The following is a 26,698-nucleotide window of genomic DNA, read 5'->3' as shown; positions in this document are numbered from 1 at the left end:
ATCAATGATGCGTAGCGATCCAATCGCGATAAGCGGGATGCGTGTTCAAGGTAGCGAAACAATAGCCCTTCTGCTGCAAGCCCACAATCAAGGGCTCCAGCACCGCGGGCGCCCAGGGGTCCTGGCGCGACCAGATGCCCAGATGCGCCAACAGGATGTCGCCGGGCTTGATGGTGCGCAGCGCCTGGTCCAGCAGCTTGGCATTGGGGAATTTGTCGCTGGGCAACTCATCGCCCAGGAAGCCGGCAGGCGCCCAGCCCACGTGTTCGTAACCGCAGGCCTTGGCCGCCTTCAGCAAGGCGGGCGAGGTCTTGCCGCCCGGCGCACGGTAGATCGGCAGCATGTTCTGGCCCGTCATCTGATGGAAACGGGTGGCGGAACGCTTGATCTCGGCGCAGTACTGCTCGGCCGTCCACTGCGCCGTCTTGCCCGTGTCGGGGCCGGCGCTGGGCTTCACGCGGAACTTGCCGCCGGGCAGGTCGCCCTGCCAGTAGACGTGGTCATAGGTGTGCGAGCCAAAGGCGTGGCCTTCGGCCGCGCGCGCCTTCCACCACGGCGCCCACACGTCGTCCAGGCTCGAGCCCTCGGTCTTCGTGCGTTCGTTGGCCAGGAAGAACGTGACCTTCACGTGATGGCGGTTGAGCACGTCGGCGATCAACGGCGCAACACCCATGTGGCCGGTGTCGAACGTCAGGTAGACGGGTTTGTCGCAGGTGGCCTGCACCGGGGCGGCGTTTGCCATCGGGACGGCAATAGCGAGACAGATGGCCAGAACGCTTTTCGCCGCCGGGCCGCCCCAAGGCGAAAAAGCCCCCTTGGGGGGCAGCATGCTCGCGACAGCGGGCGCGGCGTGGGGGCCTTTAACGCGTTGGCGCATGGTTCAGCGTCCAGACGCCGTGAGGCGACTTGCCCACCGTCACCTGGTTCACGACCTTCTTCTGCTCCAGGTCCACCACCGTCAGCTTGCGCGCCCAGCGCGACGTGACCAGCAGCGTCTTGCCGTCGGCCAGCACGTCCATGCAGTCCGGGCCGCCCGGCACGGGGAACGTGTCGGCAACCGTCAGCGTCTGCATGTCGATGCGGCTGATGGAGTTGGCGGTGCGGTTGCTGACGAACAGGTGGCGCTTGTCGCCCTGCGCGCGGAACGCGTGTGCGCCGGCCGCAGTCGGGATGCGTTTGACCAGCTTGGCCGGGCCGTTGCTGACGTCATAGGCTTCGACGAAGGAGTCGCCCGTCAGCGCCACCAGCAGCGTCTTCTGGTCGGGCGTCAGGAACACGTCGGCCGGCGTCTTGCCTACCGACACCGTCCACTTGGGCGTCTGCGTGGCCAGATCGATGGCGATCAGCTGGTCGCTGTCTTGCAGCGTCACGTAGGCCGTGGTGCTTTTCTTGTCGATCATGATGTGGCTGGGCGTCTTGCCCGCCGGCACGCGCTTGACGAGTTTCAGCTCGGCGCCCTTTTGCTGCGGCTGCCAGGCGTAGATGTCGATGTGATCCAGGCGGTTGGCCGCCGTGACGAACCACTTCATGTCCGGCGAGAACTGCAACTGGTAGGGGTCGACGATGCCGGTCAGCGTGCGCTGCACTTCACCCGTCTTGGGGTCCATCATCGTGATGGTGTTGCCGGTAGCGTTGGCCACCATCAGCGACTTCTCATCAGGCGTCAGGTACAGGTGGTGCGGCTCTTTGCCGGTGGGCACGCGCCGCACTTCCTTGTAGGTGACCGGGTCGATGATGCTGACATTGGCGTCCAGGGAATTCAGGACGAAAATCGGGGCCGATGCCGCCGCTGCGCTAAGCGCCATCCCCACGCCTGCCAGGGCGTAGCGGACAAAATGCATGAGATTCAATTTCAAGGTCCGGCAAGTAAGGATCGGGCACCGATCCCAATGGTCGCCATTTTAGGCACAGCGGCCTTTCAAAAGGGCAACAAGCAGGGGTTTGGCGACAAACGAATGCGCCTGTTGCCGTCCAGCAACAACCCCTGCCCGAAGCGTCCCCCGAATCACCAAAAAATCATTTGGTTCCAACGGGTTGCGCGTCGGCGTCGACCCACGCGCCAGCGGTGATATCGCGTTCGCGCAAGGCCGCTGCACGGGATGCGGATGACGGCCCCAGGTCCGATTCCAGCACCCCGCCTTGCGGTCCGATGACAAAGGTGCCGATGCCGGTGCGTCCGTACTGCGCGGGCCACGCGACGATGCGGTATGCCGTGTCCTGGCTGCCCGGCAACACCTTGAAGCGATAACCGGAATAGGCATCCGCCACCGGCGTTTCCGGCCCCATGACGAGTGCGTCCGGCCCAAACGCCTGCTCGGGCGCGCCGGGCACTTCGGGCCAGTACAGGCCGTCCATGCTGCCGGGCCGGCTGACGAGGCGGCTCGCATAACGGCCCTGGCCCACGCCCTGCATGTACCGGGTCTGCGCCGCCTGCAATTGCTTCAAGGCTTCGATGGCGCTCAATTCATTGCGGCCAATCGTGCGGCGCTGAATTTCCGCTTTGCCCGCTGCCGGGTCGAAACGCCAGCCCTTGCCCGACTGCACGATCGGCACGGGCATCGTCCAGCCGGAATCTCCCACCGCCAGCCAGGAACGGCCGCCGTCGGCGATGATCTCGTGCTTCTTTGCCCAGGCCGACAGGAATCGGTAGATGTCGTCCTGCGCCACGCCGCCCGGCACGATCTGGTTATGGTTCGGCCCCAGCACCTTGGCCATGGCGGCGGAATCGCTGGTGGCCAGCGCGTCGGCAAAGGCGTCGGCCGCGGCCTGCGACGTCGGATACACGCTTTGCGCCGCCACCGGCGCGGCCAAGCCCAGCGCCAACAATGTTGCGGCGCTTAGCGTACGGGCACGAACCCAGGCATTCGTCATGAAAGCTCCCTTGTCCATGGTGCTTACCTCCGGCCGCCGAAATGACCGCCGCCGCCGCCACCCGCACGTCCGCCGCCGCCGCCGCTAGCCCGATGTCCGCCACCGCCGCCGCCCCGATTCATCTCGCTGCGTTGGCTCTGCTGGCGCATCCGGTCGCCGTTGCCGGCGTCGTGCAGCGCGCTGCTGCTGTTGGAGGCGCGGGCACGATCGCGGGCGGCGGATTCGTCCGCGCGCTGGCGTTGGGCCGCTGCCTGGTGGTCCTGCGTGGAAACGCTGGAAGAACGTGGTGTGTGGGTGGCGCCGCTTTGCGCCCGGTCGCGGGAGCCTTGCCCGGCGCCTGCGTTGGCGCCTTGTCCACGGCTCGCCGCGGCGTCGCCGCCCCGGCCTGCCGCACCCTCACCACCCCGGCCCGCCGCAGCCTGGCCGCCTCGACCTGCGGCGCCCTCGCCGCCTCGCCCGGCTGCGCCCTCGCCGCCCCGGCCCGCTGCGCCTTGGCCGCGAGCCCCGCCCCGTTCTTCATGACCGGCTATCGATTGCCCCGTGCGCCCCTCGAAAGACTGCGCGGCGCGGTCACGTGCGGCTTCCCGGGAATTCGCAGCGGGCGCGGCGCCGGCAGCGCGGCCGCCCTGGCTCTGCCCAAGCCCCTGCCCTTGCCTCTGACCCTGCGCTGCCTGACGGTTCTGCAAACCCGCCTGGCGTTGGCTGTCGAAACGCTGGCGGTTGCCCGCATCCGCATAGGGCGTGTTGCCGCGGTTGGCCGGGTTGTGCTGCCACGACACGTTGTTGTTTCTGGCGTTGTCGATCCGGTTATTGACGTTGATGTTGTTGTAGCGGTTCACGTCGATATCAACGTCGTTGTGTCCCCAGTTGAATCCGCCCCACATCGAATTCACGGCCGCCACCCCCAGGCCAAACCCGATGCCGGATACAAGCGCGGTCGCAAATACCGAGCCCGGAGGCGGGGGATAGTAATAAGGCGGATACGACGGATAGGACCACGCCCCGTACACCACCGTCGGGTTGTAGCTGGGCACATAGACCACTTGCGGGTCGGCCGGCTCAATCACCACCACCGTCTTGTTGGTGTCGGTGGTCGTGGACTTCACCGTCTGCTGCGGCGTGCTCTTCAGGTTGCCGGCCTTTTGCGCTTGCGTGCGCAGCCGCTGAACCGAATCCATCACCCCGTCCGGCTGCGCCAGGAAGGCGTCGCCCACGGATTTCACCCAGTCGGGCTGACGCCCCATCATGTCCATGACGGAAGGAAACGCCACCAGGGATTTGACGCTGGGGTCCCAGCTTTCGCCTTCAACCGCCTTGACCGCCGCATCGCCCGACTCGGACGTATGCGCCGCCGACCATTTGGCCGCAGCGGCAATGTCGTCGGGGTACGTGGCCCCCATCAGGATTTGTGACAGCAGCGAATCAGGGTACAGCGCCACGGGCGCCATCAGCTGATCCAACTGCCCATTGTCCAGCTTGGTCTGCGCCACGGCGGGCAGGCAGACTGCAAGCCCCAGGCACACCCAGCCGATGAACCACCTTTGCAGTCGACGCATGAACCGTTCTCCGTGTAGCAACGCATGAAGCTGAACACCAGGAAGAAACCGCCGGATAACGCGCTGACAATATATGCCTAACGCCGGCGCAGGGGAAGCGCCGGCGCCAATCTCGCTTTCTTACAGTTTGGCGACGGACACCTCGGTGGCTTTGACGAAGGCCAGCACCTCGGTGCCGACTTGCAGGTCCAGTTCCTTCACGGAACGCGTGGTGATCACGGACGTGACGATACCTGCCGGCGTGTCCACGTCTACCTCGGACACCACCGGTCCCAGGATGATTTCCTTGATCTTGCCGCGGAACTGGTTACGGGCGTTGATGGATTGAATGCTCATGGCTTGCTCCTGATGAAAGGGTCGGCGCCACCGGGGCGCCACGTAAAAGGGAAATGACTGACGGCGCTACACCGCCAGCCGCAAATGCCGAATCTGAATCACGGGCGCAAGCGGCCGCTCGGTCAACGGCGGCTCTGCTTCTTTCAAGATGGCGCGCAACACCCGCGCGGCCAGCGCGGCAAAAGCGGCGGAACCGCGTGCGCGCGGGCGCGTCAATGCCACGCGCTCGTCAAAAATCACCGCACCCTCGTCGATCACCACAATGCGATCGGCCAGCGCCACGGCTTCGTGCACGTCACGCGTGGCCAGCACGGACGTAAAACCGCCGCGCTGCCACGCCTGTTCGATCAGCGCTTGCGCGTCGATGCGCGACAACGCATCCAGCCCGCTTAACGGGTCATCCAGCAACAACAGGCCGGGCCGGCGCAATACCGCTCGCGCCAACGCCACGCGCTGGCGCTGCGCAGCATTCAACTGCGCCGGCCAGTCGCTGGCGTGTTCCGCCAAGCCCACTTGCCGCAGCGCATCAAGCGCCCGGCCCCGCGCATCGCCCGGCACACCCAGCGCCACGTTCTGCCACACGCGCTTCCACGGCAGCAGCCGGTCTTCGGGAAACACCAGCCGCACCCGTTCGTCGGACGCCCATTGCGGAAAGTTGTCGAACAGCACGGGCGAACGCGTGGGCGGCCCCCCCTGCGCGCCGCTTGGCCGGTCAAGACCCGCCAGAATGCGCAGCAACCTGCTCTTTCCCGCGCCGCCACGTCCCACGACGGCCACGAACTCGCCCGCGGCAATATCCAGATCCAGCCCATTGAGCACGACGCGCGCGCCATCCCGCTTGGCCAGCTTGCGCAGGCTGATGCGCAGCGGCCGGCCGGGTTCCTCCACGGGCGCGTCCGCGTCATCGCGCCGCGCCCGGTCAGGCACCTCCAGATGCTGCAACAGCTCGAACTCCTGCGGCGGGATGAACATCAGCGTGCCGGCCGCCACCCTAGCGGGCCGCCTCCAGCTTTTGCTGATAATCGGTCTTCACGAAGCCCGCAAATGACTTATCGGTCACCGCCAGGAATTCGCGCGACGCGTAAGCCGCCGCGATGTCTTTCACATACGGCCTGCCGATATCCGCGGTGCGCACGGCGACCAGGTTCTGGTAGGTGGGCGTGGTCTTCTCCAGCGCCAGCGCCGAGGTCAGCTTCAGGCCCGAGGCCAGCGCAAAGTTGCCGTTCACAAACGAGTAATCGGTGTCGTCCAGCGAACGCGGCAACTGCGCCGCTTCAAGCGGAATCAGCTTGATCTTCTTCACGTTCACGGCCACGTCCTTTTCTGACGCCTGCAAGGGGTCGTAGCCATCGCGCAGCTTCACCCAGCCCAGCTCCTGCAACACCACCAGCGCACGCGCCTGATTGGTCGGGTCGTTCGGCAAGGCCACGGTGACGCCGTCAGGCGCCGCGTCCACGCTATTGTATTTCTTGCTGTAGATGGCGATGGGCGCAGTGGGCACCTTCACCAGCTCGGACAGCGCCAGCTTGTTCTTGGCCGCGAAGTTCTTCAGATACACCTCGTGCTGAAACGCGTTGGCGTCCAACGCGCCCTGCGCCAGCGCGAAGTTGGGCTGGATGTAGTCGTTGAATTCCACGATCTTGACCGTGTAGCCCTGCTTTTCCAGGATGGGCTTGATGCCAAGTTTGATCTGGTCGCTGTACGGCCCGGCCGTGGCGCCGAACACGATTTCTTTCTTCGCGGGGTCGGCGGCATGCGCCGCACCGAGGGTCAGCGCGGCCAGCGCCGCGAACAGGGCAAGTCGAGGGAATGACATGTGAGTCCTCAAGCGTTCAACGCTTGTCGATATGGCGCGCGACGGTATTGCCCGCTACCTGAATGATTTGCACCAGCACGACAAGCAGCGCCACGGTCAGCACCATCACGTCGGTCTGGAAGCGGTAGTAGCCGTAGCGAATGGCCAGGTCGCCGATGCCGCCGCCGCCCACCACGCCGGCCACCGCCGAATAGGAAAGAAAGCTCACGGCCAGCACCGTCAAGGCAAGCACCAGGCCCGAGCGCGCCTCAACGAGCAGCACGCGCCGCACAATCTGAAGCTCCGACGCGCCGGCCGCATGGGCGGCCTCGATCACGCCGCGCGGCACTTCCCGCAGGCATTGCTCGACCAGGCGGGCAAAGTAAGGAATGGCCGCGAAAGACAGCGGCACCGCCGCCGCAACGGGACCGATCGACGTGCCCGCAATCACACGCGTAAACGGCACCAGCGCCACCAGCAAAATGATGAACGGAAACGAACGCACCGTATTCACCGTCCAGCTCAGCAGCCGATGCAACACCGGACGGTCCAGCGACTGGCCGGGCCCCGTCAGAAACACCAGCACGCCCAGCGGCCCGCCAAACAGGATCGACGCCGCCAAGGCGATGGCCAGCATCAGAAACGTCTGGCCAACCGCCACGCCCAGTTCGGGCAGCAACTGCACAAAGGTATCCAGCATTACGCAACCTCTTCATACGGGTGGGTGGCCTCGCGGATGAGCTCGCGGCCCAGCGCGGACGACAGGTGCACGTTGGCGCCCGAGATTTCTGCCTGCTCAAGCACGCGGCCGTCTTCCATCACCGCCACATGGCGGCATAGCGCGCGCACGACGGCGAGTTCGTGTGTGACGATCACAATCGTCACGCCCAGCCGCTTGTTGATGTCGCGCAGCACGGCGAGCACGGAACGCGTGGTCTCGGGGTCCAGCGCGGAAGTGGGCTCGTCGCACAGCAGCACCGCGGGCTCGCTGGCCAAGGCGCGTGCGATCGCCACGCGCTGCTTCTGGCCGCCCGACAATTGCGCGGGGTAGCTGGCGATCTTGTCGGTCAGGCCCACGATGTCCAGGCAGTCGCGCACGCGCGCCGCAATCTGTTCGCGGCTGCGTCCGCCATGCACGCGCAATGCAAAGGCCACGTTCTCGAACACGGTCTCGTTTTGCAGCAGATTGAATTGCTGAAAGATCATGCCGATGTTCTGCCGGGCGCCTCGCAGCGCGCGCTTGGGCAGCGCCGTCAATTCCGTGCCGGCCACATGCACCGCGCCTTCGTCTGGCCGTTCCAGCAGGTTGATCAGGCGCAGCAGCGTGGACTTGCCCGCGCCGCTTTTGCCGATGATGCCGAAGGTGTCGCCCGCGCGAATCGACAAGGACACATCGCGCACGGCATCGAAGCGGCCCGCGCGCGTGGCGTAGGCCTTGCTGACGGCGTCCAGCCGGATCACGGTCTGCGGCGCGCTGGGAAGAGAAGAAATCTGGGTCATCGGGAAGGCATCAGGAGTAAGCGGTGGGTTCAGGAATCTGGTCCAGCAGCGCGTAGCGGCCCAGATCGCGGACCTTGTAGGCCACCGGGTCGTGCAACGTGTGCACGCGCGCATTGCGCCAGAAGCGGTCGTAGCCGAAACGCGCGGCGGTGGAACTGGCGCCGGTGACGTCGAACAATTCCGACCCCACTTCCAGCGCGGCGCGATGCGCCAGCACCTTGGCTTGTGCGCCCGCCACCGCCACCCGGCCGCGCTCGTCCGCCGTCACGGACGGGCCGCGTTCCAAGGCGGCATCCAGCGCCAGACCCGCCTGGTCCGTCAGGGCCTCTGCGGCTTGCAGGCGCAACCAGAATTCGCCGAAGCGCTCCTGCACATACGGGTCGTCGGCATGGCGCTGCACGCCTGCGGCAAACCACGCGCGCGCATCCTCGCGCACATAGCGGCGCGCTTCCTGGAATGCGCCGCGCGCCAGCCCCAGGTACAGATTCGTCATGATCAGCTGCGCCACCTGCGACCGCAGCGTGGCGCGTGGCGTTGCCGTCACGCCCGGCGCTTGCAGCACCTGAATGGCTTCCAGGCGGACGTGGTCGAAACGCACCGTGCCGCTATCGGTCTGGCGTTGTCCGAAGGCATCCCAATCCGGGTTTACGGTAATGCCCTCAGCCCGCGTCGGCACCGCCGCGATCAACGCGGTATCCGACGCCTTGTGCCAGGCAGAAAACGTCAGCACATCCGAACCCACCGAGCCCGAGCTGAAACTCTTCACCCCGTCGATGCGGTAGCCATCCAGTTCGGCGCGCGCAACCACGCGGCGGTCCAGCGGGTTCAGCGCATTGCCCCAGAACAGATTGCGTTCGACGGTGGGTTTCAAGAAATACGCGTGCTGTGCGGGCGTGCCGTAGAGCAGTACGCCGGCGACTTGCAAATGGTGAAAACCAAAGACGTGCGCCAAGGCGCTGTCGGCTTCGGCCAAGCGGCGCACCGCCGCCAACACCGCGGACCAGCTTGCGCCCGCGCCGCCAAATTCTGTTGGCACAGACAAGCGCAGCAAGCCGCTCGCGCGAATCAGTTCACGTTCGTGCGCGGCGTGTCCGCCCTGCCGGTCGCGCTCGACAGCGGTCGCGGCCAACTGCGACGCCAGTGTTTCCAGCGCCTGCGCCGGGTCTGCGGAGAACGCCGGAGTGACATCATCGGCTTCAGCGGCCTGCGCCACGGATGTTGTTCGTATGGCTTGAATCTTGGCCATGGTTGAAATCCTAATAAGCGCCAGCGGCGGGCCGCGCGCGGCTCCAGCGCGACGCATGACGCGACCAGGCAGACAGCAAGCGATCGGCCGCCTGGGCCAGCACGGCGTAAATCAAAAAGGTCAGCACGATGCGGTCAACGGCCGTGCTGCCATCGGGATGGGCCGCCAGGGTGCGAATGGCTTCGACGCCAAGCAGCAAGCCCCACAGCAGCACCAGCGCCCCTCGCAGCCCGGACAGTAACGACGGCAAGGCGCCCGGCAAGATCACGTCGCGCAACAGCGGCCAACGGGCAAGACCTGCCGTGCGGCCCAGCTCGATCAGCTTTTCGTCCACCCCGCGCACCCCTTGAAACGCGGCGGCATACACCGGGAAGAACACGCCCACGGCCAACAGGCCCAGCGTTGCGCCTTCTTTTGTTTCCCCTATTGCGCCCGCGCTCAGCAGCAGCAAGGGAATGCTCGCCAACACCGCCACGCCGCGCAACACGCGCACTCCTGCGTCCAACACGTTGCCGGCCGTGCGCGACAACCCGTTCAGCGCACCCAATGCCACCCCCACGGCGCCGCCCAACAGCAGCGCCACCGACACACGCCACACGCTGACGCGCAGCAGCGCCCATGCGTCGCCCGACCCCCAAGCCTCTGCCGCAGCGGAGACCAACGAAGACGGCGTGGACAGCATCGGCAACCAGTGCGCAGACATCAGCTTGCCGATTCCTTTGGCACCAGTTCGGTCGCCATGACTTCGCCAAACGGTCCTGTCAGCACCGTGTTGCCCGCGTGGCGCTGGCCCTTGCCAGGCAGCAGCGGAAACACCAGCTCAGCAAAGCGATACGACTCTTCCAGATGCGGATAGCCCGAGAAGATGAAGGTGTCGATGCCCAGATCGGCGTATTCCTGGATGCGGGCGGCGACGGTCTTGGGATCACCCACCAGCGCCGTGCCAGCCCCGCCACGCACCAGCCCCACACCCGCCCACAGGTTTGGAGCGATTTCCAGATGCGAACGGCCGCCCTGCCCGTCGCTAAGCTTTCCGCCATGCAAAGCGGCCATGCGGCGCTGGCCTTCGGAATCCATCTTGGCAAACGCTGCTTGCGCCGCGCTCACCGCGTCTTCGCTCAAGTGGCTGATGAGCTCGTCGGCGGCCGCCCATGCCGCTTCTTCCGTTTCGCGCACGATGACGTGCAAGCGGATACCAAAGCGCAAGGTGCGCCCATGCTCCGCCGCCCGTGCACGGATGTCCGCGATTTTCTTGGCCACGGCCTCGGGCGGCTCGCCCCAGGTCAGATAAACGTCCAACTGCTCGGCGGCCAGCGCATGTGCGGCCTCGGACGAGCCACCGAAGTACAAAGGCGGATACGGCTTTTGCACGGGCGGATAAATCACCTTGCCGCCCTTGGACACCAGCTGTTCGCCTTCGAAGCTGTAGCCTTCGGCCTGATGGCTGTTTTCCAGAATTCCGCGCCAGATGTGCAGATAGTCAGCCGTGATGGCGTAGCGCTCGTCATGGCTGACAAAGACACCGTCGCCTTCCAGCTCACCCGGGTCGCCGCCCGTCACCACGTTGACCAGCAAACGCCCTTCGGACAGACGGTCAAACGTGGCGGCCATGCGCGCCGACACCTGCGGGGAGCTGACGCCGGGGCGTATCGCCACCAGAAACTTCAACCGGCGCGTGGCGCCGATGAGGCTGGACGCCACGACCCACGCATCTTCGCAAGACCGGCCGGTGGGCAGCAGCACGCCGTCATAGCCCAGCGTGTCGGCCGCTACCGCGACCTGACGAAAGTAGTCATAGCTTGCCGCGCGCGCGCCCTGGCTGGTGCCAAGGTAGCGCGAGTCGCCATGCGTGGGAATGAACCAGAAAACATCCATGTGCAGCTCCGGGTCAGACGCTGAACCCGCCCGCAAGCGCGAGGCGGCCCAGGTCATAGGCTTCGTTGACAACGATGGTGCGCGGCAGCACCTGCTCGCTCAAACGGTCAACGGCGTCGTCCAGGCGCGCGCGCACGTCATCGTCGATATGAATGGCGCCGTCATCATCGACGCGCACCTGCTTGTCGGTGGCGTACACGCCTGCCAGGATGTGGCGGGCGCCCAGCGCCGACAACACCGGCTTCAGCCCGTATTCCAGCGCCAGCAAATGCGCAGGGCTTCCGCCCGTGGCAATCGGCAGCACCACCTTGCCGGCCAGCGCCTTCTCATCCAACAGATCCAGCACGGCCTTCAGCCCGCCGGCGAACGAAGCCTTGTAGACCGGCGTCGAAATCAGCACCGCATCCGCGGCGCCAACCCGCGCCCGCAACGCGCCGGCGGCCGCGCCCGAGTAATGGCCTTCAATCAATTCTTCGGCCGGAATATCGCGCAAGCCCAGTTCACTGACACCCAGCCCCAACGCGCGCAACCGTTGCGCGGCATGGCGAAGCAAAGCAGAAGACCGGGAACGCTGAGACGGGCTGCCCGTCAAGGTAAGGATGCTCATGGGGGTTCGCAAAGGTCGCGTCAGAACGCAGGAATGAGGGAACCCTTGAATTCCTTCTCGATGTAGGCGCGCACTTCGGGCGACTGGTAGGCAGACACCAGTTTCTTCACCCAAGGCTCGTCGCGGTCTTTGGTGCGGACAGCGATCAAGTTCGCATAGGGGCCGTCAGCCGCCTCACGGCCAATAGCGTCACGGGCAGGCACCAGGCCAGCTTGTTCGGCGTAGTCGTTGTTGATGGAGGCCGCCGTCAAGTCATCCAGCGAACGCGGCAATTGCGCGGCATCCAGCGCCACCAGCTTGATCTTGCGCGGGTTGGATACAACGTCCAGCGGCGTGGCGGTGTTCTTCTGTTCGGCTTCGGGCTTCAGCGTGATGAGCTTGTAGGCAGCCAGCAAGCGAAGCGCGCGGTTGCCATTGGACGGGTCGTTCTGAATGCCAACAGACGCGCCTTCAGGCAGGTCGTTGAGTGATTTGATTTTGCGCGAGTAGAAGCCCAGCGGCGCCGTGATCGTCAGGCCAACCGGAACAATATCGAAGCCGCGGGCTTTGATCTGATTGTCGAGAAACGGCTTGTGTTGAAAGGCGTTGGCATCGAGGTCACCGGCGTTGAGGGCCGCGTTCGGAAGCTGATAGTCGTTGAACTTGACGAGCTTGATGGTGAGGCCGTCACGGGCGGCGACTTTCTGAACAACATCGAATATCTTTTCCGCCGTGCCGACAGAGATGCCAACGGTGATGGTGGATTTATCTGCGGCGTGTGCGGGGGTGATGAACGGAATCGCGAGGAGTGAGGCGGCTAACAGGTGACGAAGCGAGGGCATGATTCTTGGCTCGGAGCGAGAGATGATTTGAGGATTCTGGCACCGGGATGAGATGGCGAAAAATACTTAGTCGGTATGAGGTTATGTGTGCGCGCACCCACCACAACTCAATACACCCGCACTCCCCGCTTACCCACATGCTCCAACGGCAGCTCCCCCCTACCCGCCCCAAACAGCTTCTCCCGTAACCCCCCTTCCGAGTAAGCCGTCTTATAAGCCCCCCGTTCCTGCAACTCCGGAATCACCAGATCCACAAAGTCCTCATAGCACTCCGGCGTCACCGTCCTGGCCACATTGAACCCATCAATATCCGTCTCAGCCACCCAAGACTCCAACTCGTCCGCCACTTGCGACGCGCTACCCACCAGCGCCGGATATCTCCCCCCCAACGCCATATCGGCAAGCAGATCCGTCACCGTCCGATCCGTTCTCGACACCGTCAGATTCTTCACCGCCGACTCAATCGCGTTGTTCTTCACATACCGGATTGGCTCGTCCGCCGCATAACGTGAAAAGTCGATGCCCGTAGAACTTGCGTAATGCGCAAGCCCCGCCTCCGGATTCGCATACCGCAAATACTCCGAGTGCTTCTCCCGAGCCTCGGCTTCCGTCTTGCCCACCACCGCCGTCACCCCCATGAAGAACTTGATATCACGCGGATCACGCCCCTCGCGCGCCACCGACTCGCGCACGCTTGCCACCAGCTTACGCAAGCCTTCCTTCGTCTGGCTCGACACAAATACGCACTCCGCATGACGTGCCGCAAACGCTTGGCCCCGGCCCGACGAGCCTGCCTGATACAGCACCGGCGTGCGCTGCCGCGACGGTTCCGACAGGTGATAGCCCTGCACCTTGTAGTACTTGCCCTCGTGATCAATTCGCCGCACCGCATCCGGGCTCGCATACACACGCGCACGCTTGTCTGCCTTCACCGCATCGCGGTCCCAGCTTTCTTCCCACAGTTTGTAGGCCACCTCCAGGAACTCATCCGCGCGGTCATAGCGTTCATCGTGCGCAATCTGTTCCGACAAGCCCATCGCACGCGCGGCGCTTTCCAGATAGCCCGTCACGATGTTCCAGCCAATGCGGCCGTTGCTCAGGTGGTCCAGCGTGGAAAAGCGACGCGCCAGCAGATACGGCGCTTCGTAAGTCAGATTCACCGTCACACCAAAGCCCAGGTGCTGCGTCACCGCCGCCATCGCCGACACCGTCAGCAGCGGGTCATTCACCGGCAGCTGAATCGATTCCCGCAACGTCAGGTCCGCCGAGTCCTGGTACACGTCATACACGCCCACGATGTCAGCCAGAAACAAGCCGTCGAACAGGCCTCGTTCCAGCAACTTCGCAAGGTGCGTCCAGTATTCCAGCGTCTTGTATTGCGTGGACGTGTCTCGCGGATGCGTCCACAAACCGTGATTGATGTGGCCGACGCAATTCATGTTGAACGCGTTGAGCAGGATTTTCTTTTTCGCCATGAAAGTTGGCTCCGTCAGGATCAGGTGGTGCCCACGCGGCCGGGCGCAATGTCGTTCAGGTAGTAATTGCCCACCGCGTGCCGCTTCCAGCGCACCGGATCGTGCAGCGTGTGCGTGCGGGCATTGCGCCAGTGGCGGTCAAGATTCAGGTGGTCCAGCGTGGATTGCGTGCCCGCCAGCTCGAACAGCTTGGTGCCTGCGGCCAGCGAGGCTTCGGTCGTCAACACACGGGCCTCGGCCACCGCGATGGCGGCGGCGGCCACGTTGGCGGCGGTGCCGTCGGCCGTAGCCACATCCAGAATGCGGCCGGCGCGGGCGACCAGCCCGCGCGCCGCTTCCAGCCGGATGGACAGGCGGCCGAACTCGCTGATCGTCAGCGGATCATCGGCGGCACGTTCAACGTTGGCGTCGATCCACGGACGCGACCGCTCGCGCACAAAGCTCAGCGCGTCTTGCAACGCGGCCTGGCCGATGCCCAAATCGATAGCGGCGTGGATGATCTGCGCCAGCGGCTTGATCGTGTTCGGGGGGGCCACCGGATCGGCCAGCAGCAACACGTCTTCGGCAGGCACCGCCACGTCGGTGAAATGCACGGTGCCGCTGCCCGTGACGCGCTGGCCAAAGCCTGACCAGTCGTCGATGACTTCCACACCGGGGCTGTCGCGGCGCACGATGGCCAGACGCTGAATGCCGTCGCCATCCACAGTGGCCGTCGGTATCCACTGCGCGTACAGCGCGCCCGTGCAATAGAACTTGCTGCCGTTGATGCGCCATCCGCCCGCGCCATCCGGGTCCAGCCGGGTGCGGCGCTCGGCTGCCGTGCGCGTGCCGGTTTCGGCCAATGCGTTGCCGAAGCGCTCACCCGCCAGCGCGCGTGCGTAGAAGCGGCGCTGCTGGTCGGCGCTGCCGTTCACGCGCAACGCTTCCAGCGCGTAGTAGTGATTCTGCGGAATCTGGCCCAACGAGCCATCGGCGGCCGAGATGATGGCGGTGATTTCGGCCAGCGTCACGCGCGACACGCCCGCGCCGCCATGCTCGCGCGGCACGGTGATGCCCCACAGGCCCGACAAGGAATAGCGCTCCAGCTCCGCCAGCGGCAGACGCCGTTCGCGGTCGCGTTGGGAGGCTTCGCGTGCGAAGTCTTCGGCCAGCGCCCGCGCTACCGACAACGCTTGCGCACCCGACTCGATGACAGCGGCGCGGCGCGGCGCCAACGTGGATATTTTCTCGTGCGTCATCGCGTCAGATCCAGGAATGGCGGTTGGGGCGCTGGCCGTTAAGCACGTAGTGGCCCACCGCGTGATACTTCCAACGCACGGGGTCGTGCAGCGTGTGCGTGCGCGCGTTGCGCCAATGACGGTCCAGATTGAACTCGGCCAGCGACGCCCGCGCACCGCTCAGTTCGAACAGCTTTTCACTGGCCGCCAGCGCAATCTCGGTAGACAACGCCTTGGCGCGCGCCACGGAGATCGACGCGGCGGCAACGTCGTCTCCGTTCAGCGCGCGCCCACGGGCATCGTCCAGGTGCTGCGCAGCTTCCGTCAGCAAGGCCTGGGCCGCATGCAGTTCGATGTAAAGCTGCCCCACGTCCGCAATCACATACGGGTCTTGCGTGGCGCGTTCAACGTTGGCCTCTACCCACGGACGCGAGCGCTCGCGCAGAAACGCCACCGCGTCTTGCAACGCCCCTTCGGCGATGCCGACGTCGATGGCAGCCTGCATTAGTTGCGCGAATGGCCCGATCAACACGGAGGCCTGCTGAGCTTGCCAGGCAGGCAAGATGGCATGAGGTTCGACACGCACGTTATCCAGCAGCACCGTGCCGCTGGCCGTGGTGCGTTGGCCGAAGCTGGACCAATCGTCCACGACGGACAGCCCCGGCGCACCGCGCTCCAGAATCACGGTCACCAGCCGGCCTTCGGTGTCCAACACCTTGGCGGGTATCCAGTGCGCGAATAACGCGCCCGTTGAATAGAACTTGCGTCCACTGACGCGGTAGCCGTCACCATCGGGCGTGAGCCGCGCTTCGATATCGCTAGTGTGTTTCGTATGCCGCTCGGGGCCCGCATTACCCAGCCGGTAGCCGTCCAGCACGCCGTCGTAGTAGCGGCGCTGCTGCGCGGGCGTGCCGGTCAGGCGAAGCAAATTGAGGAAGCCAAAATGGTTTTGCGGAATCTGGCCCAACGACGGGTCAGCGGCGCTGATGATGCGAAACACATCGGCCAGCGTCACATGCGACACCTCTGCGCCGCCATATTCGCGCGGCACGGTGATGCCGCCCAATCCGCTTGCCGTATAGCGTTCGATCTCTCGCCAAGGCAGCCCGCGTTCGCGGTCGCGTTCTGCCGCACCCAACGCGAAGTCGGCGGCCAGCTCGTGCGCGGAGGCAATGGCCTGGGCATCGTCATGAATGCGGGCCGGGCGTATCCGCCGCGGCGCCTGATCCGGTTCGTGGTGGGGTGAAAGGCTTGAAGCCGTATTGCTGGACCCGTGCGGCATGGTGCGCCCCGGCGTTGAGGAAACATGCAGCCTATCGGCGCGCCATTACACGCGGAAGGACGGATTTCTCATGCGGTTATTTGAAATCGGTATATGCGCGCGGCGCGCCCGTTGCCTACTGTTAGCAGCGCGCATAGGCACATATCGACATGACCAAAGAATGTTTGCGGGCGGCGTCAGCGCTTGCTTAGAGTCGAGACTTTTCCGCGTCCGACACCTGCCATGCCTGAACTGGACCTGCCCCGCTTGCCTCTGACGCTGGACTATGACGGCGCCTTGGAGGCGCGCTTGTTCGACGACATCCGGCTGGTTGTCGCGCCCAACATTCCTGCCGTGCGTCTGGAGCCACCGCGTGATCTGGCTACGGCCGAAGAGCGCCACGCTGCCGCTGATTACGCCATCTGGAACACGGTGCACGACTTGTTCATCACCCAGGTCGCCGCGCAGGCGATTGCTGGCCCGTTCAAGGAGGACACCGGCTTTCAATTCGCCCTGGCGCGCCAGCTGGGCGACGACGCGGCGCACGCAGAGTTTTCGCTCGGCCGCGCGACGGTGCTGCTAGGCGCATCGCCGCTGGCTGCTGTTGAGCAAGGCGTGCAGGAAGCCTGGGATCTCGTTGGCGGCTTCGCGCTGCGCAATTGGCAGAACTTCCTGGCCTGGCAATTCCATTACGAGCACTACATCCTGGCGCGGCTGTTCGTGAACCGGCGCACGGCACGCGTGCTGGACGCGGGACATCGGGAATTCGGCGATAACCGCATCCTGCCCGATGAAGAAGCGCACCGCATCCGCATCACGCAATGGTGGCTGGAAAAACTGGCGCGCGCCGACCCCGCACAACGCGAAGACTGGGTCGCAGGGCTGATCCAGGCTGACGAGGACGTGCAGCGCCTGCTGGGCCCCTATCTGCGCGATTCCTGGCAGTTGAACCTGCGCGCCACCGGTCTGGACACCCGCAACCATGTTGCGCTGTATGACGCCTGGCGCCGCGAACTGCTGGCCACGCTGCTGCGCCTGGACCCCGACGAACTTCCCGCTCTGACCAGCCTGGCCGCCTGACACCGCCGGCACTCTCTTCCAAAGAAGGAAACCTTCATGACGCAGCAACTGCCTCCGGGCGGCCATCTCGACCCGCAAGACGAACCGACCAACCCGCTGCGCCGCTGGCTGCTGAGCGCCGGCGCGCTGATGGGCGCGGGTGCGCTGTTTCCCAACGTGATCTTCGCGCCCGCTTATGCCGACACCCAAAGCCTGCCCAACACCGTGGACGGCGCGGCGCGCGGCGGCGTGCTGAACGCCGTGGTCCACCCCGAGCCGCCCACGCTGGCCTTCTACCTGAACTCGTCCACGCCCACCGGCGCCGTGGTCAGCAAGATCTTCGACGGGCTGGTCGAATACGGACCGGACTTGAAGCCGCGCCCGCAACTGGCTGAAAGCTGGGCCGTGTCGGATGACGGCAAGACCATCACGTTCAAGCTGCGCCAAGGCGTCTTGTGGCATGACGGCAAGCCGTTCACGGCGGCCGATGTGAAGTGGTCGGCGGAAGCGGTGTGGTTGAAGCATGCGCCCAGCGCGCGCCGCGTGTTTCAGTACTTGCAGAAGGTGGAAACGCCCGACGACCACACCGTGGTGCTGCACCTGTCGCAACCCACGCCCGTGGCGTTGAACGCCATCGACTCGTTGGGCGCGCCCATTCTGCCGCGCCACCTGTTCGAAGGCACCGACATCCAGAACAACCCCTACAACAACAAGCCGATTGGCACCGGCCCCTTTGTGTTCAAGGAATGGAACCGGGGCAACTACATCGTGCTGGAAAAGAACGACAAGTACTGGCAGCCGGAACGCCCGTACCTGGACCGCATCGTGTGGAAGATCATTCCCGATGTGTCGGGCCGCGCCACGGCGCTGGAGACGGGCGGCGTGGCCTACGGCGAACGCAACCCTGTCGCCTTCACCGATGCCACGCGCCTGTCCAAACTGCCCAAGCTGGCGGTGGATACGTCGGGCTACAACGGCTTTGCTGCCTGGCTGTGGCTGGAAGCGAATCTGCGCGACCCGATTTTGTCGCAGCTGAAAGTGCGCCAGGCCATCGCCCACGCGGTCAACAAGCAAGTGCTGGTGAAGACGGTATGGAACGGCTATGCCGAACCCTTCGTAAGCCCGGTGCCGTCGCTGGTGAAGCCGTATCACAACCCGAACGTGCAGCAGTATCCCTATGACCCGGCGCTGGCGGAAAAGCTGCTGGACGAAGCGGGCTTTCCCCGCAAGGCCGACGGCTGGCGCTTTGCGTTGACGCATGACTACATCCCCTTTGGCGATGACTACCGCCGCACGGGCGAATTCGTGCGCCAGGCGCTGCGCAAGATCGGCATAGACGTCACCTTGCGTGGGCTGGATCTGGCGACGTGGACGCGCAACGTTTTCACCGACTACAACTTCCAGCTGATCAGTTCGTGGGGCACGGTGCTGATCGATCCGCAGCTGGGAGTGGAAACGCGGTACTGGAGCAAGGCCGAAGCGAAAGGCACGCCCTGGTACAACGTGTCGGGCTACAACAACCCCGACATGGACCGCGCGATTGAAGCGGCCCAGGTCGAGACCGATCCGAAAAAGCGCATCGAGCAATACAACGAGGTGCAGCGCCTGGCGCAACGCGACCTGCCGCTGATCGGGCTCTTTGAATTCCGCTGGTTCGGCGTGTGGGACAAGCAGGTGCGCAACGTGACGGACGCGTCCTCACATTCGCGCAACAACTTTGCCAACGTCTGGCTGGGCAAGGCCTGACGGCCGCGGGAACCTCACCATGCGCCTGCCCCGCCCCTTGCGTTACCTGCTTCAGATTCTTTTTGTCGTAGGAGCCACCGCCGTCGCCAATTTCTTCCTGCTCAAGCTGGTGCCGGGGGATCTGGTGGACGTCATCGCCTCTGAAAACAGCGGCATCACACCGGAACACGTGGCGCAGTTGCGCGTGGCATATGGGCTGGACCAAAGCGTGTGGGCGCAATTGGGCTATTACCTGAAGAGCCTGGCGTCACTGGACCTGGGCTATTCGTTTCGCTATGGCGAGCCGGTGGCCGATCTGATCGCCGGCCGTTTGCCCGCAACGCTGGCGCTGATTGGCACCGGCCTGGCATTGTCGGTAGCGCTGGGCGTGCTGTTGGGCGTACTGGCCGCCCGGCGCCCCCACGGCGTGCTGGACACCCTGCTGTCGGCCCTGGCCACGGCGGGGTATTCCGCGCCGATGTTCTGGACGGCGCTGATGCTTATCGTAGGCTTTGGCGTGCACCTGAACTGGCTGCCCGTGGGCGGCATCCGCGATGTGGGCGCGGCCTACACCGGCTGGGAAAAGTGGCTGGACTACGCGCGGCACCTGGCGCTGCCGGTGACAACGGTTGCGATCTACTACGTGGCCATCTACGCGCGGCTGTCGCGCGCCTCCATGATTGAAACGCTGCAAGAGGACTACATCCGCACCGCCCGCGCGCGCGGCAACGGCGAAGCGCGGGTGATCTGGCGGCATGCGTTGAAGAACGCCATCCTGCCCGTCATCACCATGCTGGGCTTGCAAAGCAGCGCGTTGCTGGGCGGCAGCATCGTGGTCGAAACCGTGTTCGCGTGGCCGGGCCTGGGCCAGCTGTCGTTCGAAGCCATCGCCAGCCGCGACGTCAATCTGTTGCTGGGCATCCTGCTGATGAGCGCGGCGCTGGTCGCCTTGATGAACATTGCCGTGGATGCCACCTACGGCTTGCTGGACCCTCGGGTAAGAAAGACATGAAGCAGAATCTGCTGGCCGTGCTGCGCCTCTTGCGCGCCCCTTCCGCTGCCGTGGGCGCGGGCATCCTGTTGATCGTGCTGGGCGCTGCCGCAACGGCGTCGTGGCTGTTCCCGGGTGACCCGCTTGAAATGGTCGGCGCGCCCTTTACCTGGCCCGGCGAAGACGTGGAGTTTCCGGCCGGCACCGACCTGATGGGCCGCGACATCCTGGCCGGCCTGTTTCACGGTGCGCGCGTGTCGCTGCTGGTGGGCGGCGCGTCCGCCGCCATCGCGCTTTTCATCGGGCTGATGGTGGGCGCCTTTGCCGGCTATGCGGGGCCGCGCGTCGATGCGGTGCTGATGCGCATCACCGAACTGTTCCAGACGGTGCCGTCCTTCCTGCTGGCGATTGTGCTGGTGGCAATTCTGGGGCCGTCGTTATCCACCATCATCTTCGCGCTGGGCGTGACGTCGTGGACGGGCATCGCGCGCCTGACGCGCGGCGAATTCATCGCGCTGCGTGAACGCGAGTTCGTGCGGGCGGCGCAGACCTTGGGCGCGGGCCATGCGCGCATCATCTTTCTTGAAATTCTGCCCAACGCGTTGCCGCCCATCATCGTGACCACCGCCGTGCTGGTCGCACACGCCATCCTGTCAGAAGCCGGCCTGGCGTTCCTGGGCCTGGGCGACCCCAATGTGGTCAGCTGGGGCAGCATGGTTGGCGCCGGACGCGAGGCGTTGCGCACCGCCTGGTACATGACGGCGCTGCCGGGGTTGACCATCATGGCCACCGTGCTGGCGCTGAACCTGCTGAGCGATGCGGTGAACGACGCGCTCAATCCCAAACTGCGCCGCCATCGGGCCGTTGCGCCCGCCGCCGCGCGCTAGCCCGCCCTGCGAACCATCATGACCACGCTGATCGACATCCAAGGCTTGAACGTGTCCTTTCCCGGGCATCAGGCCGTACGCGGGCTGGACCTGCACATCCATGCTGGCGAAACGCTGGCGCTCGTAGGCGAATCCGGCTGCGGCAAATCCACCACCGCGCTCGCCTTGCTGGGCTTGCTGCCGCGCCATGCGCGCGTCGCTGGCCGTATCGCGTTTAACGGACAGGACCTGTTGGCGCTGACCGAACGCCAGCGCTGCGCCTTGCGCGGCGACCGCATCGCCATGATTTTCCAGGAGCCGATGACAAGCCTGAACCCGGTGCTGACGCTGGGCGAGCAGATTGGCGAGGCACTGCGCCTGCACCGAGGCGCCAGCGCTCGCGCGGCCCGCGCGCGCGCCATCGAATTGCTGGACCTGGTGCGCGTGCCGGAACCGCAGCGCCGCGTGGACGACTATCCGCATCGGCTGTCGGGTGGCCAACGCCAGCGCGCCATGATCGCCGCCGCCATCGCCTGCCAGCCTGCACTGCTGGTGGCGGATGAGCCCACCACGGCGCTGGATGTGACCGTGCAGGCGCAGATTCTGCAATTGCTGGACGACCTGCGCGCCGAGCTTGGCATGGGGCTGCTGCTGATCACCCACGATCTGGCCGTGGTCGGGGAATGGGCGGACCGTGTGGCCGTGATGGTGGGCGGCGAGAAGGTCGAAGAAGGTCCGGCGGCAACACTGCTGAGCCAGCCGCGCCATCCGTACACACAAGGCTTGCTGGGCGCCTCGTTACAGCTGGACGACGCCACCCACTACCGCACGCGCCGCCTGCCGGAAATCCGCACCCGCCTGGACCCGGAGTCTGGGCGGCCGGTGTTTGGCCTGGTCACGCCCCCGCGCGTGGCCGCCGCGGCCAATGACCCCGCGCCGCCCGGCACGCCGCCCTTGCTGCGAGTGGAAAACCTGCGCGTGCAATACGCCACGCGCGAAGGCGCGGCGACGGCGGTGGACGGGGTGTCATTCCAGCTGGCGCCCGGGGAAACCCTGGGGCTGGTCGGCGAATCCGGCTGCGGAAAATCCACCTTGTCGCGCACGCTGGTGCGCCTGCTGACACCGGCGTCCGGCCGCATCCTGCTGCGTGGCGAAGACACCGCGCAACTGGACCGCCGCCGCCTGGCCGCTTACCGCCAGAGCGTGCAAATGATTTTCCAGGACCCGTATGCGTCGCTGAACCCCCGGCATACGGTGAACGACATTCTGGAAGCGGCGCTGCGCATCCACCGTGTGTCGGACCGGCATGAGCGGCGGCGGCGCATCGACCACATCCTGGATGCCGTGGGCTTGCCACGGGCGGCGCTGGCGCGCTATCCCAGCGAGTTCTCGGGCGGGCAACGACAGCGCATCGGCATCGCCCGGGCGCTGGTGCTGCGGCCGGCCGTTGTCATCTGCGACGAGCCAGTGTCCGCGCTGGACGTGTCCGTGCAGGCACAGATTCTGAATCTGCTGGTGGACCTGAAGGCCGAGTTCCGCTTGTCGTACCTGTTCATTTCGCACGATCTGTCGGTGGTGCACTATCTGGCGGACCGGGTGCTGGTGATGAATGCGGGCCGGATCGTGGAAGAAGGCCCCAACGCCACCCTATGGCGCCACCCCCGCCACCCCTACACGCGCAGCCTGATCGACGCACTGCCCCAGGGCCTGGCGACCCGCGACGACGCGTTGCGCCGCCGCGCCTGAAGGCGAGAGCTGCCTCGTCCTTATGCGGGACTGGATTGCCGATAACGGCGAGCCTATACTGATTTCGCCGTTGCTCGACCTTCGTTGCTCGACATTCCTTTTTCTAAAGGAGAAGCGACATGTATCGGCACTTGCTCATCGCCGTGGATGGCTCCCTGCTGTCCGAATCGGCTTTCAAGCGCGCGCTCGTTTTCGCCAAGGAAATGGGCGCGACCATCACCGTTATCCGCGCCATACCGGAGGACCATCTGCTGGTCTATCAGGCCGAGATGCTGGGCACGACCCAAGCGCACCATACTGACCAGGCGCGGAAAAACGCGCAGAGCTATCTGGAAGGCCTGGAGATGGAAGCCCGCCATGCGTTGGTGCCTTGCAGCACCGTTGTCATGGTCAACGATCACCCGCACGAAGCCATCGTCGAGACCGCGAAAAGCGAAGGCTGCGACCTGATCATCATGGGCTCGCACGGGCGGCACGGCATGACCGGCTTTCTGTTGGGCAGTGAAACGCAGCGCGTGCTGAACAAGACGCGGCTACCGGTGCTGGTGTTCCGGTAGCGCAGCGCAGGCAAAGGTGGCGATGCTAGCGGCGTCCGAGCCGGACGCCGCCACGCCACGTCGGGCCGCGTCAGGCGACAGGCGCCAGCGCGTGTTGGAAGGTGAAGCTGTCGGCGTACAGATGGTCCAGGCTGGCCCCGCGCGCGGCCAGCTGGTGTTTGGCGTCCAGGATCATCGCGGGCGCCCCGCACAGGTAGAAGGCGTGCTCGGACAAGTCGGCGTGGTCTTGCAACACCGCGTCCTGCACATGGCCGCGCCGGCCTTCCCAGCTGGCGCTTGCACGCGACAGCACCGGCACGTAGGTGAATTCGTACAAGCGCCCTGCCCAGCTTGCGATCTCGTCTTGCAGATACAAGTCGGCTTCGGTGCGCATGCCCCAATACAGGCTGACCGGCGGGCAGTCTTCCTTGTCCAGCAAGGATTCCAGAATGGCCTTGATCGGCGCAATGCCGGTGCCCGTGGCCATCATGATGAGCGGACGCCAGTCTTCCTCGTGATAGCTGAACACGCCCAGCGGCGCTTCGATATTCAATGTTGCGCCAGCCTGCGCCTGCCCCAGCCAGTGGTCGGTATACCGGCCGCCGGGAATGCGGCGCACATGGAAATCCAGCAGCCCGCTGGCAGGCGCCGACGCCATCGAAAAACTGCGCGTTTCGCCATCGGGCAGCAGCACATTCATGTACTGGCCCGGCACGTAGTCCAGCGCGTCATCGGGCAGCGCCAACGTCAGATGAATGATGTCGTCCGTGTACGCCTCAATGCGGTGCACGGTGGCCGGCAGTTGGCGCGGCTCGGGAAACTGCTGCCGGCTGCTGGCCACGCTGATGCACAAATCGCTTTCCGGGCGGGCCTGGCAGGCCAGCGCGTAGCCGTCGGCGGCTTCCTCGGGCGTCAGCGCCATGGGGAATTCGTCGTAGCGCACGGCGCCGGATTCCAGCTTGATGCGGCAGGTGCCGCAGCCGCCGAACGTGCATTCGTGCGGCAGCTTCACCGCCGCGCGCACGGCGGCGTCCAGCACGGATTCGTCCGGCTCCACAACGAACGCCTCGTCCGTTTCCAGGATATGCACGCGGTATGCCATCGCGGCCTCGCTCGTTTCGTCGTTATTTTTTGATGTCGGCCTGCACCAGCACTTTCATGCCGCGCGGCTCCAGCAGTTCGGCCAATGCCGCCAAGGCGGCCAGGCCGGCTTGCGTGTCCTGTTCGCCGTTGCCGCCGCTCAAGCCCACGCCGCCGATCACCTCGTCATTCACCACGATCGGAAAGCCGCCGACGAACACCGCGAACTTGCCGTCGAAACTCCATTGGATGCCGAAGGCTTCGTTGCCGGGCAGCGCGGGGCCGTTGGGCGGCGTGTTGAACAGATGCGTCGAGCGCTTGTGCCCGGCTGCGGTGAACGCCTTGTTCCACGCGATCTGCGGGCCGGTGATGCGCGCGCCGTCCATGCGTTCCAGCGCGATGGGATAGCCGCCGTCATCCACGATGCAAATGGATTCCAGGACGCCGATAGCTTCCGACTTGGCGATAGCCGCGCGCACCATCAGGCGGGCTTCTTCCAGTTCCAGGCGATAGATCTGCTTCATTTCGTAGCCTCTTTGTTTGCGCGGGTTCAGCCGGCGCGGTAGATGGTTTTGATCTGCGTGTAGAACTCCAGGCCGACGCGTCCCGATTCGCGGAACGTGGAGGTGCTGGAATGCTTCAATCCGCCAAACGGCGCGTTGATCAGGTTGCCGGTGGTGGTGCGGTTGATCTTCACCGTGCCCGCCTGAATGTCGCGGGCGAAGCGGTGCGCGTAGCGCGCGTCGGTGGTGGCGATGGCGGCCGACAAGCCATATTCGGTGTCGTTGGCTTTGGCGATGGCGTCGTCATAGCCGTCGACTTCGATCAGCGCGATCACCGGGCCGAAGATTTCTTCGCGCGCGATGCGCATCTGCTGCGTCACGTCGGTGAACAGCGCGGGCGTCACGTAATAGCCGCGTTCAAAGCCCGGGCCGGTGAGCACGTCGCCGCCGCACAGGTGCGTGGCTTCCTGCTTGCCGATGGCGATGTAGCTCAGCACGTTGTCCAGTTGCTTGCGCGTGGCCAGCGGACCCAGGTCGAAATTGCCGTCCAGCCCGTTGCCGATGGTCAGCGTCTTGACGCGCGCGACGAGCTTGTCGGTGAACGCCTGGCGCACGCGGGCGTCGACCAGGACGCGGCTGGTGCCGGTGCAGGCCTGCCCGCTCAACGAGAATCCGCCCTTGACCGCCAGGTCTACAGCACGGTCAAGATCGGCGTCGGCCAGCACGATCAGCGGGTTCTTGCCGCCCAGCTCCATCTGCGTGCGGGTAGTCAGGCCCGCGCTGCGGTGGATCTGTTCGCCTGCGGCGGTCGAGCCGGTAAACGAAATCGCGCGCACAGCGCGCGCGCTGGTGATGGCGGGGCCAACCGCCGACGCCGGGCCGATCACCAGGTTCAGCACGCCCGCAGGCAAGCCCGCCTGCACGAAGGCCTCGGTCAGCCGGTAGCCGGACAACGGCGCATCCGACGACGGCTTGAACACGACGGTGTTGCCAGCGATCAGCGCGGGCGCGATCTTGCGGGCGGGAATCGAAATGGGGAAGTTCCACGGCGAGATCACGGTGACCACGCCCAGCGGCTCGCGCTGGCTGTAGACGACCATGTCGGGATCATCGTTGACGAAGGTTTCACCGGTGAAAGACTGCCCTTCCACCGCGTAGAACCGGATCGTCTGCGCCGAGCGCATCACTTCGTCCTTGGCCAGGTTCAGGCTTTTGCCCTCTTCCCGGGTCAGCTCGCGGGCGAAGGCGTCGGCGTGGTCTTCCAGATATTGGGCGGCGCGAAACAGGATGGCAGCGCGCTTGGAGATGGGCACGTCGCGCCAGGCGGCGAACGCGGCGTCGGCGGCGGCCACCGCGCGGCCGGCATCTTCGGCGTCGGACAGGGGGAACAAGCCCACCACGTCGGACGTGTCCGCCGGATTGATATTCGGGGCCGTGCGGCCGGTGGCGCTGGGCACCCAGGCGCCGCCGATGTGATTCATGAAGGCCTGCTGCGAAAGATCGTCCACGGGTGCGCTTCCTTTGTTGATACGGAGTGGCCGGATTGGTCGTCTGAGATAGCTTATGAACATTGTATACTTTAATCAGTAGGCGACGATCCGTGGAAACCCTGGCTGATGGGTCAGGGGTCAG

At 65.3% G+C, this 26,698-nt stretch carries 26 protein-coding genes; 6 read left to right on the top strand and 20 right to left on the bottom strand.

The features are described 5' to 3' along the window. Position 1: 1 nt before the first annotated feature. The 17 genes from AC1DSJ_RS10385 to AC1DSJ_RS10305 form a co-directional block, all read right to left on the bottom strand. Entirely contained in the window at positions 2-742 is a 741-nt protein-coding gene (locus AC1DSJ_RS10385) for a polysaccharide deacetylase family protein (protein WP_175170589.1), read from the bottom strand. 118 nt (positions 743-860) lie between these two features. Then, positions 861-1,841, bottom strand: a complete 981-nt coding sequence (locus AC1DSJ_RS10380; protein ID WP_054421177.1) for a YVTN family beta-propeller repeat protein — start codon at positions 1,839-1,841, stop codon at positions 861-863. Between the two features lie 175 nt (positions 1,842-2,016). Further along, positions 2,017-2,889, bottom strand: a complete 873-nt coding sequence (locus AC1DSJ_RS10375) for a DUF2950 family protein (RefSeq protein ID WP_342067469.1) — start codon at positions 2,887-2,889, stop codon at positions 2,017-2,019. Positions 2,890-2,894: 5 nt separating this feature from the next. Continuing rightward, on the bottom strand, positions 2,895-4,427 hold the full coding sequence (locus AC1DSJ_RS10370) for a DUF3300 domain-containing protein (RefSeq protein WP_441371393.1): 1,533 nt from the start codon (positions 4,425-4,427) through the stop codon (positions 2,895-2,897). Positions 4,428-4,547: 120 nt separating this feature from the next. Further along, positions 4,548-4,763 (bottom strand): TOBE domain-containing protein, encoded by a 216-nt coding sequence (locus tag AC1DSJ_RS10365; protein ID WP_006227327.1) that lies wholly within the window; start codon positions 4,761-4,763, stop codon positions 4,548-4,550. A gap of 66 nt (positions 4,764-4,829) precedes the next feature. After that, positions 4,830-5,735 (bottom strand): ATP-binding cassette domain-containing protein, encoded by a 906-nt coding sequence (locus AC1DSJ_RS10360; protein ID WP_427951597.1) that lies wholly within the window; start codon positions 5,733-5,735, stop codon positions 4,830-4,832. Positions 5,736-5,754: 19 nt separating this feature from the next. Next, positions 5,755-6,579, bottom strand: a complete 825-nt coding sequence (locus tag AC1DSJ_RS10355) for a MetQ/NlpA family ABC transporter substrate-binding protein (protein ID WP_441371392.1) — start codon at positions 6,577-6,579, stop codon at positions 5,755-5,757. 16 nt (positions 6,580-6,595) lie between these two features. Continuing rightward, a complete protein-coding gene (locus AC1DSJ_RS10350; RefSeq protein WP_391568240.1) occupies positions 6,596-7,258 on the bottom strand; it encodes a methionine ABC transporter permease in 663 nt (220 codons plus the stop codon). Beyond that, positions 7,258-8,058 carry a methionine ABC transporter ATP-binding protein gene (locus AC1DSJ_RS10345; RefSeq protein ID WP_427951604.1) on the bottom strand — a complete coding sequence of 267 codons (801 nt, stop codon included), beginning with the start codon at positions 8,056-8,058 and terminating at the stop codon, positions 7,258-7,260. Before AC1DSJ_RS10345 ends, AC1DSJ_RS10350 begins: the two co-directional genes overlap by 1 nt. Before the next feature lie 10 nt (positions 8,059-8,068). Continuing rightward, entirely contained in the window at positions 8,069-9,304 is a 1,236-nt protein-coding gene (locus AC1DSJ_RS10340) for an acyl-CoA dehydrogenase family protein (RefSeq protein ID WP_441371391.1), read from the bottom strand. Positions 9,305-9,314: 10 nt separating this feature from the next. Then, positions 9,315-10,007: an ABC transporter permease subunit gene (locus tag AC1DSJ_RS10335; RefSeq protein WP_441371390.1), complete on the bottom strand. Its 693-nt coding sequence runs from the start codon at positions 10,005-10,007 to the stop codon at positions 9,315-9,317. Continuing rightward, positions 10,007-11,179, bottom strand: coding sequence for an FMNH2-dependent alkanesulfonate monooxygenase (ssuD, locus tag AC1DSJ_RS10330; protein WP_054421170.1), 1,173 nt, complete (start codon positions 11,177-11,179; stop codon positions 10,007-10,009). Before ssuD ends, AC1DSJ_RS10335 begins: the two co-directional genes overlap by 1 nt. A 13-nt stretch (positions 11,180-11,192) precedes the next feature. Next, positions 11,193-11,786 carry an NADPH-dependent FMN reductase gene (gene ssuE / locus AC1DSJ_RS10325; protein WP_054421169.1) on the bottom strand — a complete coding sequence of 198 codons (594 nt, stop codon included), beginning with the start codon at positions 11,784-11,786 and terminating at the stop codon, positions 11,193-11,195. 20 nt (positions 11,787-11,806) lie between these two features. Further along, positions 11,807-12,607, bottom strand: coding sequence for a MetQ/NlpA family ABC transporter substrate-binding protein (locus tag AC1DSJ_RS10320; protein WP_441371389.1), 801 nt, complete (start codon positions 12,605-12,607; stop codon positions 11,807-11,809). A 107-nt stretch (positions 12,608-12,714) separates the two neighbouring features. Beyond that, positions 12,715-14,082 (bottom strand): LLM class flavin-dependent oxidoreductase, encoded by a 1,368-nt coding sequence (locus AC1DSJ_RS10315; protein ID WP_054421167.1) that lies wholly within the window; start codon positions 14,080-14,082, stop codon positions 12,715-12,717. A gap of 20 nt (positions 14,083-14,102) precedes the next feature. Continuing rightward, positions 14,103-15,320 (bottom strand): SfnB family sulfur acquisition oxidoreductase, encoded by a 1,218-nt coding sequence (locus AC1DSJ_RS10310; protein ID WP_441371388.1) that lies wholly within the window; start codon positions 15,318-15,320, stop codon positions 14,103-14,105. Between the two features lie 4 nt (positions 15,321-15,324). Then, positions 15,325-16,581, bottom strand: coding sequence for an SfnB family sulfur acquisition oxidoreductase (locus tag AC1DSJ_RS10305; protein WP_175170598.1), 1,257 nt, complete (start codon positions 16,579-16,581; stop codon positions 15,325-15,327). A 222-nt stretch (positions 16,582-16,803) separates the two neighbouring features. On the opposite strand from AC1DSJ_RS10305, the gene AC1DSJ_RS10300 reads away from it, so the two are divergent. The 6 genes from AC1DSJ_RS10300 (at position 16,804) to AC1DSJ_RS10275 (ending at position 23,504) form a co-directional block, all read left to right on the top strand. Continuing rightward, positions 16,804-17,640 carry a hypothetical protein gene (locus AC1DSJ_RS10300; RefSeq protein ID WP_441371387.1) on the top strand — a complete coding sequence of 279 codons (837 nt, stop codon included), beginning with the start codon at positions 16,804-16,806 and terminating at the stop codon, positions 17,638-17,640. Between the two features lie 36 nt (positions 17,641-17,676). Continuing rightward, positions 17,677-19,365 carry an ABC transporter substrate-binding protein gene (locus AC1DSJ_RS10295; RefSeq protein WP_054421163.1) on the top strand — a complete coding sequence of 563 codons (1,689 nt, stop codon included), beginning with the start codon at positions 17,677-17,679 and terminating at the stop codon, positions 19,363-19,365. Positions 19,366-19,384: 19 nt separating this feature from the next. Then, positions 19,385-20,356, top strand: coding sequence for an ABC transporter permease (locus AC1DSJ_RS10290; protein WP_054421162.1), 972 nt, complete (start codon positions 19,385-19,387; stop codon positions 20,354-20,356). Beyond that, positions 20,353-21,222 carry an ABC transporter permease gene (locus AC1DSJ_RS10285; RefSeq protein WP_175170600.1) on the top strand — a complete coding sequence of 290 codons (870 nt, stop codon included), beginning with the start codon at positions 20,353-20,355 and terminating at the stop codon, positions 21,220-21,222. Before AC1DSJ_RS10290 ends, AC1DSJ_RS10285 begins: the two co-directional genes overlap by 4 nt. Positions 21,223-21,240: 18 nt before the next feature. Continuing rightward, positions 21,241-22,947: an ABC transporter ATP-binding protein gene (locus AC1DSJ_RS10280; protein ID WP_441371386.1), complete on the top strand. Its 1,707-nt coding sequence runs from the start codon at positions 21,241-21,243 to the stop codon at positions 22,945-22,947. A 119-nt stretch (positions 22,948-23,066) separates the two neighbouring features. Continuing rightward, on the top strand, positions 23,067-23,504 hold the full coding sequence (locus tag AC1DSJ_RS10275) for a universal stress protein (RefSeq protein WP_054421160.1): 438 nt from the start codon (positions 23,067-23,069) through the stop codon (positions 23,502-23,504). Between the two features lie 70 nt (positions 23,505-23,574). On the opposite strand, the gene AC1DSJ_RS10270 is transcribed toward AC1DSJ_RS10275, so the two are convergent. The 3 genes from AC1DSJ_RS10270 to AC1DSJ_RS10260 are packed head-to-tail and all read right to left on the bottom strand — an operon-like array spanning position 23,575 to position 26,547. Further along, positions 23,575-24,585, bottom strand: a complete 1,011-nt coding sequence (locus tag AC1DSJ_RS10270; RefSeq protein ID WP_441371385.1) for a 2Fe-2S iron-sulfur cluster-binding protein — start codon at positions 24,583-24,585, stop codon at positions 23,575-23,577. Positions 24,586-24,607: 22 nt separating this feature from the next. Then, entirely contained in the window at positions 24,608-25,087 is a 480-nt protein-coding gene (locus AC1DSJ_RS10265; RefSeq protein ID WP_054421158.1) for a GlcG/HbpS family heme-binding protein, read from the bottom strand. Positions 25,088-25,113: 26 nt separating this feature from the next. Then, entirely contained in the window at positions 25,114-26,547 is a 1,434-nt protein-coding gene (locus AC1DSJ_RS10260; RefSeq protein ID WP_425286178.1) for an aldehyde dehydrogenase family protein, read from the bottom strand. Between the last annotated feature and the right edge of the window lie 151 nt (positions 26,548-26,698).

The sequence above is a fragment of the Achromobacter sp. 01N37 genome (assembly GCF_056399725.1).
Note: the sequence above shows the minus strand (reverse complement) of the source record. Positions and strands in the feature narration are given on the sequence as shown.

Coding starts and splice junctions, on each gene's coding strand:
- AC1DSJ_RS10290 (WP_054421162.1), top strand. CDS start 19,385: ATGCGCCTGCCCCGCCCCTTGCGTTACCTGCTTCAGATTCTTTTTGTC.
- AC1DSJ_RS10315 (WP_054421167.1), bottom strand. CDS start 14,082: ATGGCGAAAAAGAAAATCCTGCTCAACGCGTTCAACATGAATTGCGTC.
- AC1DSJ_RS10305 (WP_175170598.1), bottom strand. CDS start 16,581: ATGCCGCACGGGTCCAGCAATACGGCTTCAAGCCTTTCACCCCACCAC.
- AC1DSJ_RS10360 (WP_427951597.1), bottom strand. CDS start 5,735: ATGTTCATCCCGCCGCAGGAGTTCGAGCTGTTGCAGCATCTGGAGGTG.
- AC1DSJ_RS10260 (WP_425286178.1), bottom strand. CDS start 26,547: ATGAATCACATCGGCGGCGCCTGGGTGCCCAGCGCCACCGGCCGCACG.
- AC1DSJ_RS10300 (WP_441371387.1), top strand. CDS start 16,804: ATGCCTGAACTGGACCTGCCCCGCTTGCCTCTGACGCTGGACTATGAC.
- AC1DSJ_RS10365 (WP_006227327.1), bottom strand. CDS start 4,763: ATGAGCATTCAATCCATCAACGCCCGTAACCAGTTCCGCGGCAAGATC.
- AC1DSJ_RS10340 (WP_441371391.1), bottom strand. CDS start 9,304: ATGGCCAAGATTCAAGCCATACGAACAACATCCGTGGCGCAGGCCGCT.
- AC1DSJ_RS10280 (WP_441371386.1), top strand. CDS start 21,241: ATGACCACGCTGATCGACATCCAAGGCTTGAACGTGTCCTTTCCCGGG.
- ssuE (WP_054421169.1), bottom strand. CDS start 11,786: ATGAGCATCCTTACCTTGACGGGCAGCCCGTCTCAGCGTTCCCGGTCT.
- AC1DSJ_RS10275 (WP_054421160.1), top strand. CDS start 23,067: ATGTATCGGCACTTGCTCATCGCCGTGGATGGCTCCCTGCTGTCCGAA.
- AC1DSJ_RS10285 (WP_175170600.1), top strand. CDS start 20,353: ATGAAGCAGAATCTGCTGGCCGTGCTGCGCCTCTTGCGCGCCCCTTCC.
- AC1DSJ_RS10310 (WP_441371388.1), bottom strand. CDS start 15,320: ATGACGCACGAGAAAATATCCACGTTGGCGCCGCGCCGCGCCGCTGTC.
- AC1DSJ_RS10355 (WP_441371392.1), bottom strand. CDS start 6,579: ATGTCATTCCCTCGACTTGCCCTGTTCGCGGCGCTGGCCGCGCTGACC.
- AC1DSJ_RS10265 (WP_054421158.1), bottom strand. CDS start 25,087: ATGAAGCAGATCTATCGCCTGGAACTGGAAGAAGCCCGCCTGATGGTG.
- AC1DSJ_RS10270 (WP_441371385.1), bottom strand. CDS start 24,585: ATGGCATACCGCGTGCATATCCTGGAAACGGACGAGGCGTTCGTTGTG.
- AC1DSJ_RS10380 (WP_054421177.1), bottom strand. CDS start 1,841: ATGCATTTTGTCCGCTACGCCCTGGCAGGCGTGGGGATGGCGCTTAGC.
- AC1DSJ_RS10335 (WP_441371390.1), bottom strand. CDS start 10,007: ATGTCTGCGCACTGGTTGCCGATGCTGTCCACGCCGTCTTCGTTGGTC.
- AC1DSJ_RS10370 (WP_441371393.1), bottom strand. CDS start 4,427: ATGCGTCGACTGCAAAGGTGGTTCATCGGCTGGGTGTGCCTGGGGCTT.
- AC1DSJ_RS10295 (WP_054421163.1), top strand. CDS start 17,677: ATGACGCAGCAACTGCCTCCGGGCGGCCATCTCGACCCGCAAGACGAA.
- ssuD (WP_054421170.1), bottom strand. CDS start 11,179: ATGGATGTTTTCTGGTTCATTCCCACGCATGGCGACTCGCGCTACCTT.
- AC1DSJ_RS10375 (WP_342067469.1), bottom strand. CDS start 2,889: ATGGACAAGGGAGCTTTCATGACGAATGCCTGGGTTCGTGCCCGTACG.
- AC1DSJ_RS10350 (WP_391568240.1), bottom strand. CDS start 7,258: ATGCTGGATACCTTTGTGCAGTTGCTGCCCGAACTGGGCGTGGCGGTT.
- AC1DSJ_RS10385 (WP_175170589.1), bottom strand. CDS start 742: ATGGCAAACGCCGCCCCGGTGCAGGCCACCTGCGACAAACCCGTCTAC.
- AC1DSJ_RS10320 (WP_441371389.1), bottom strand. CDS start 12,607: ATGCCCTCGCTTCGTCACCTGTTAGCCGCCTCACTCCTCGCGATTCCG.
- AC1DSJ_RS10345 (WP_427951604.1), bottom strand. CDS start 8,058: ATGACCCAGATTTCTTCTCTTCCCAGCGCGCCGCAGACCGTGATCCGG.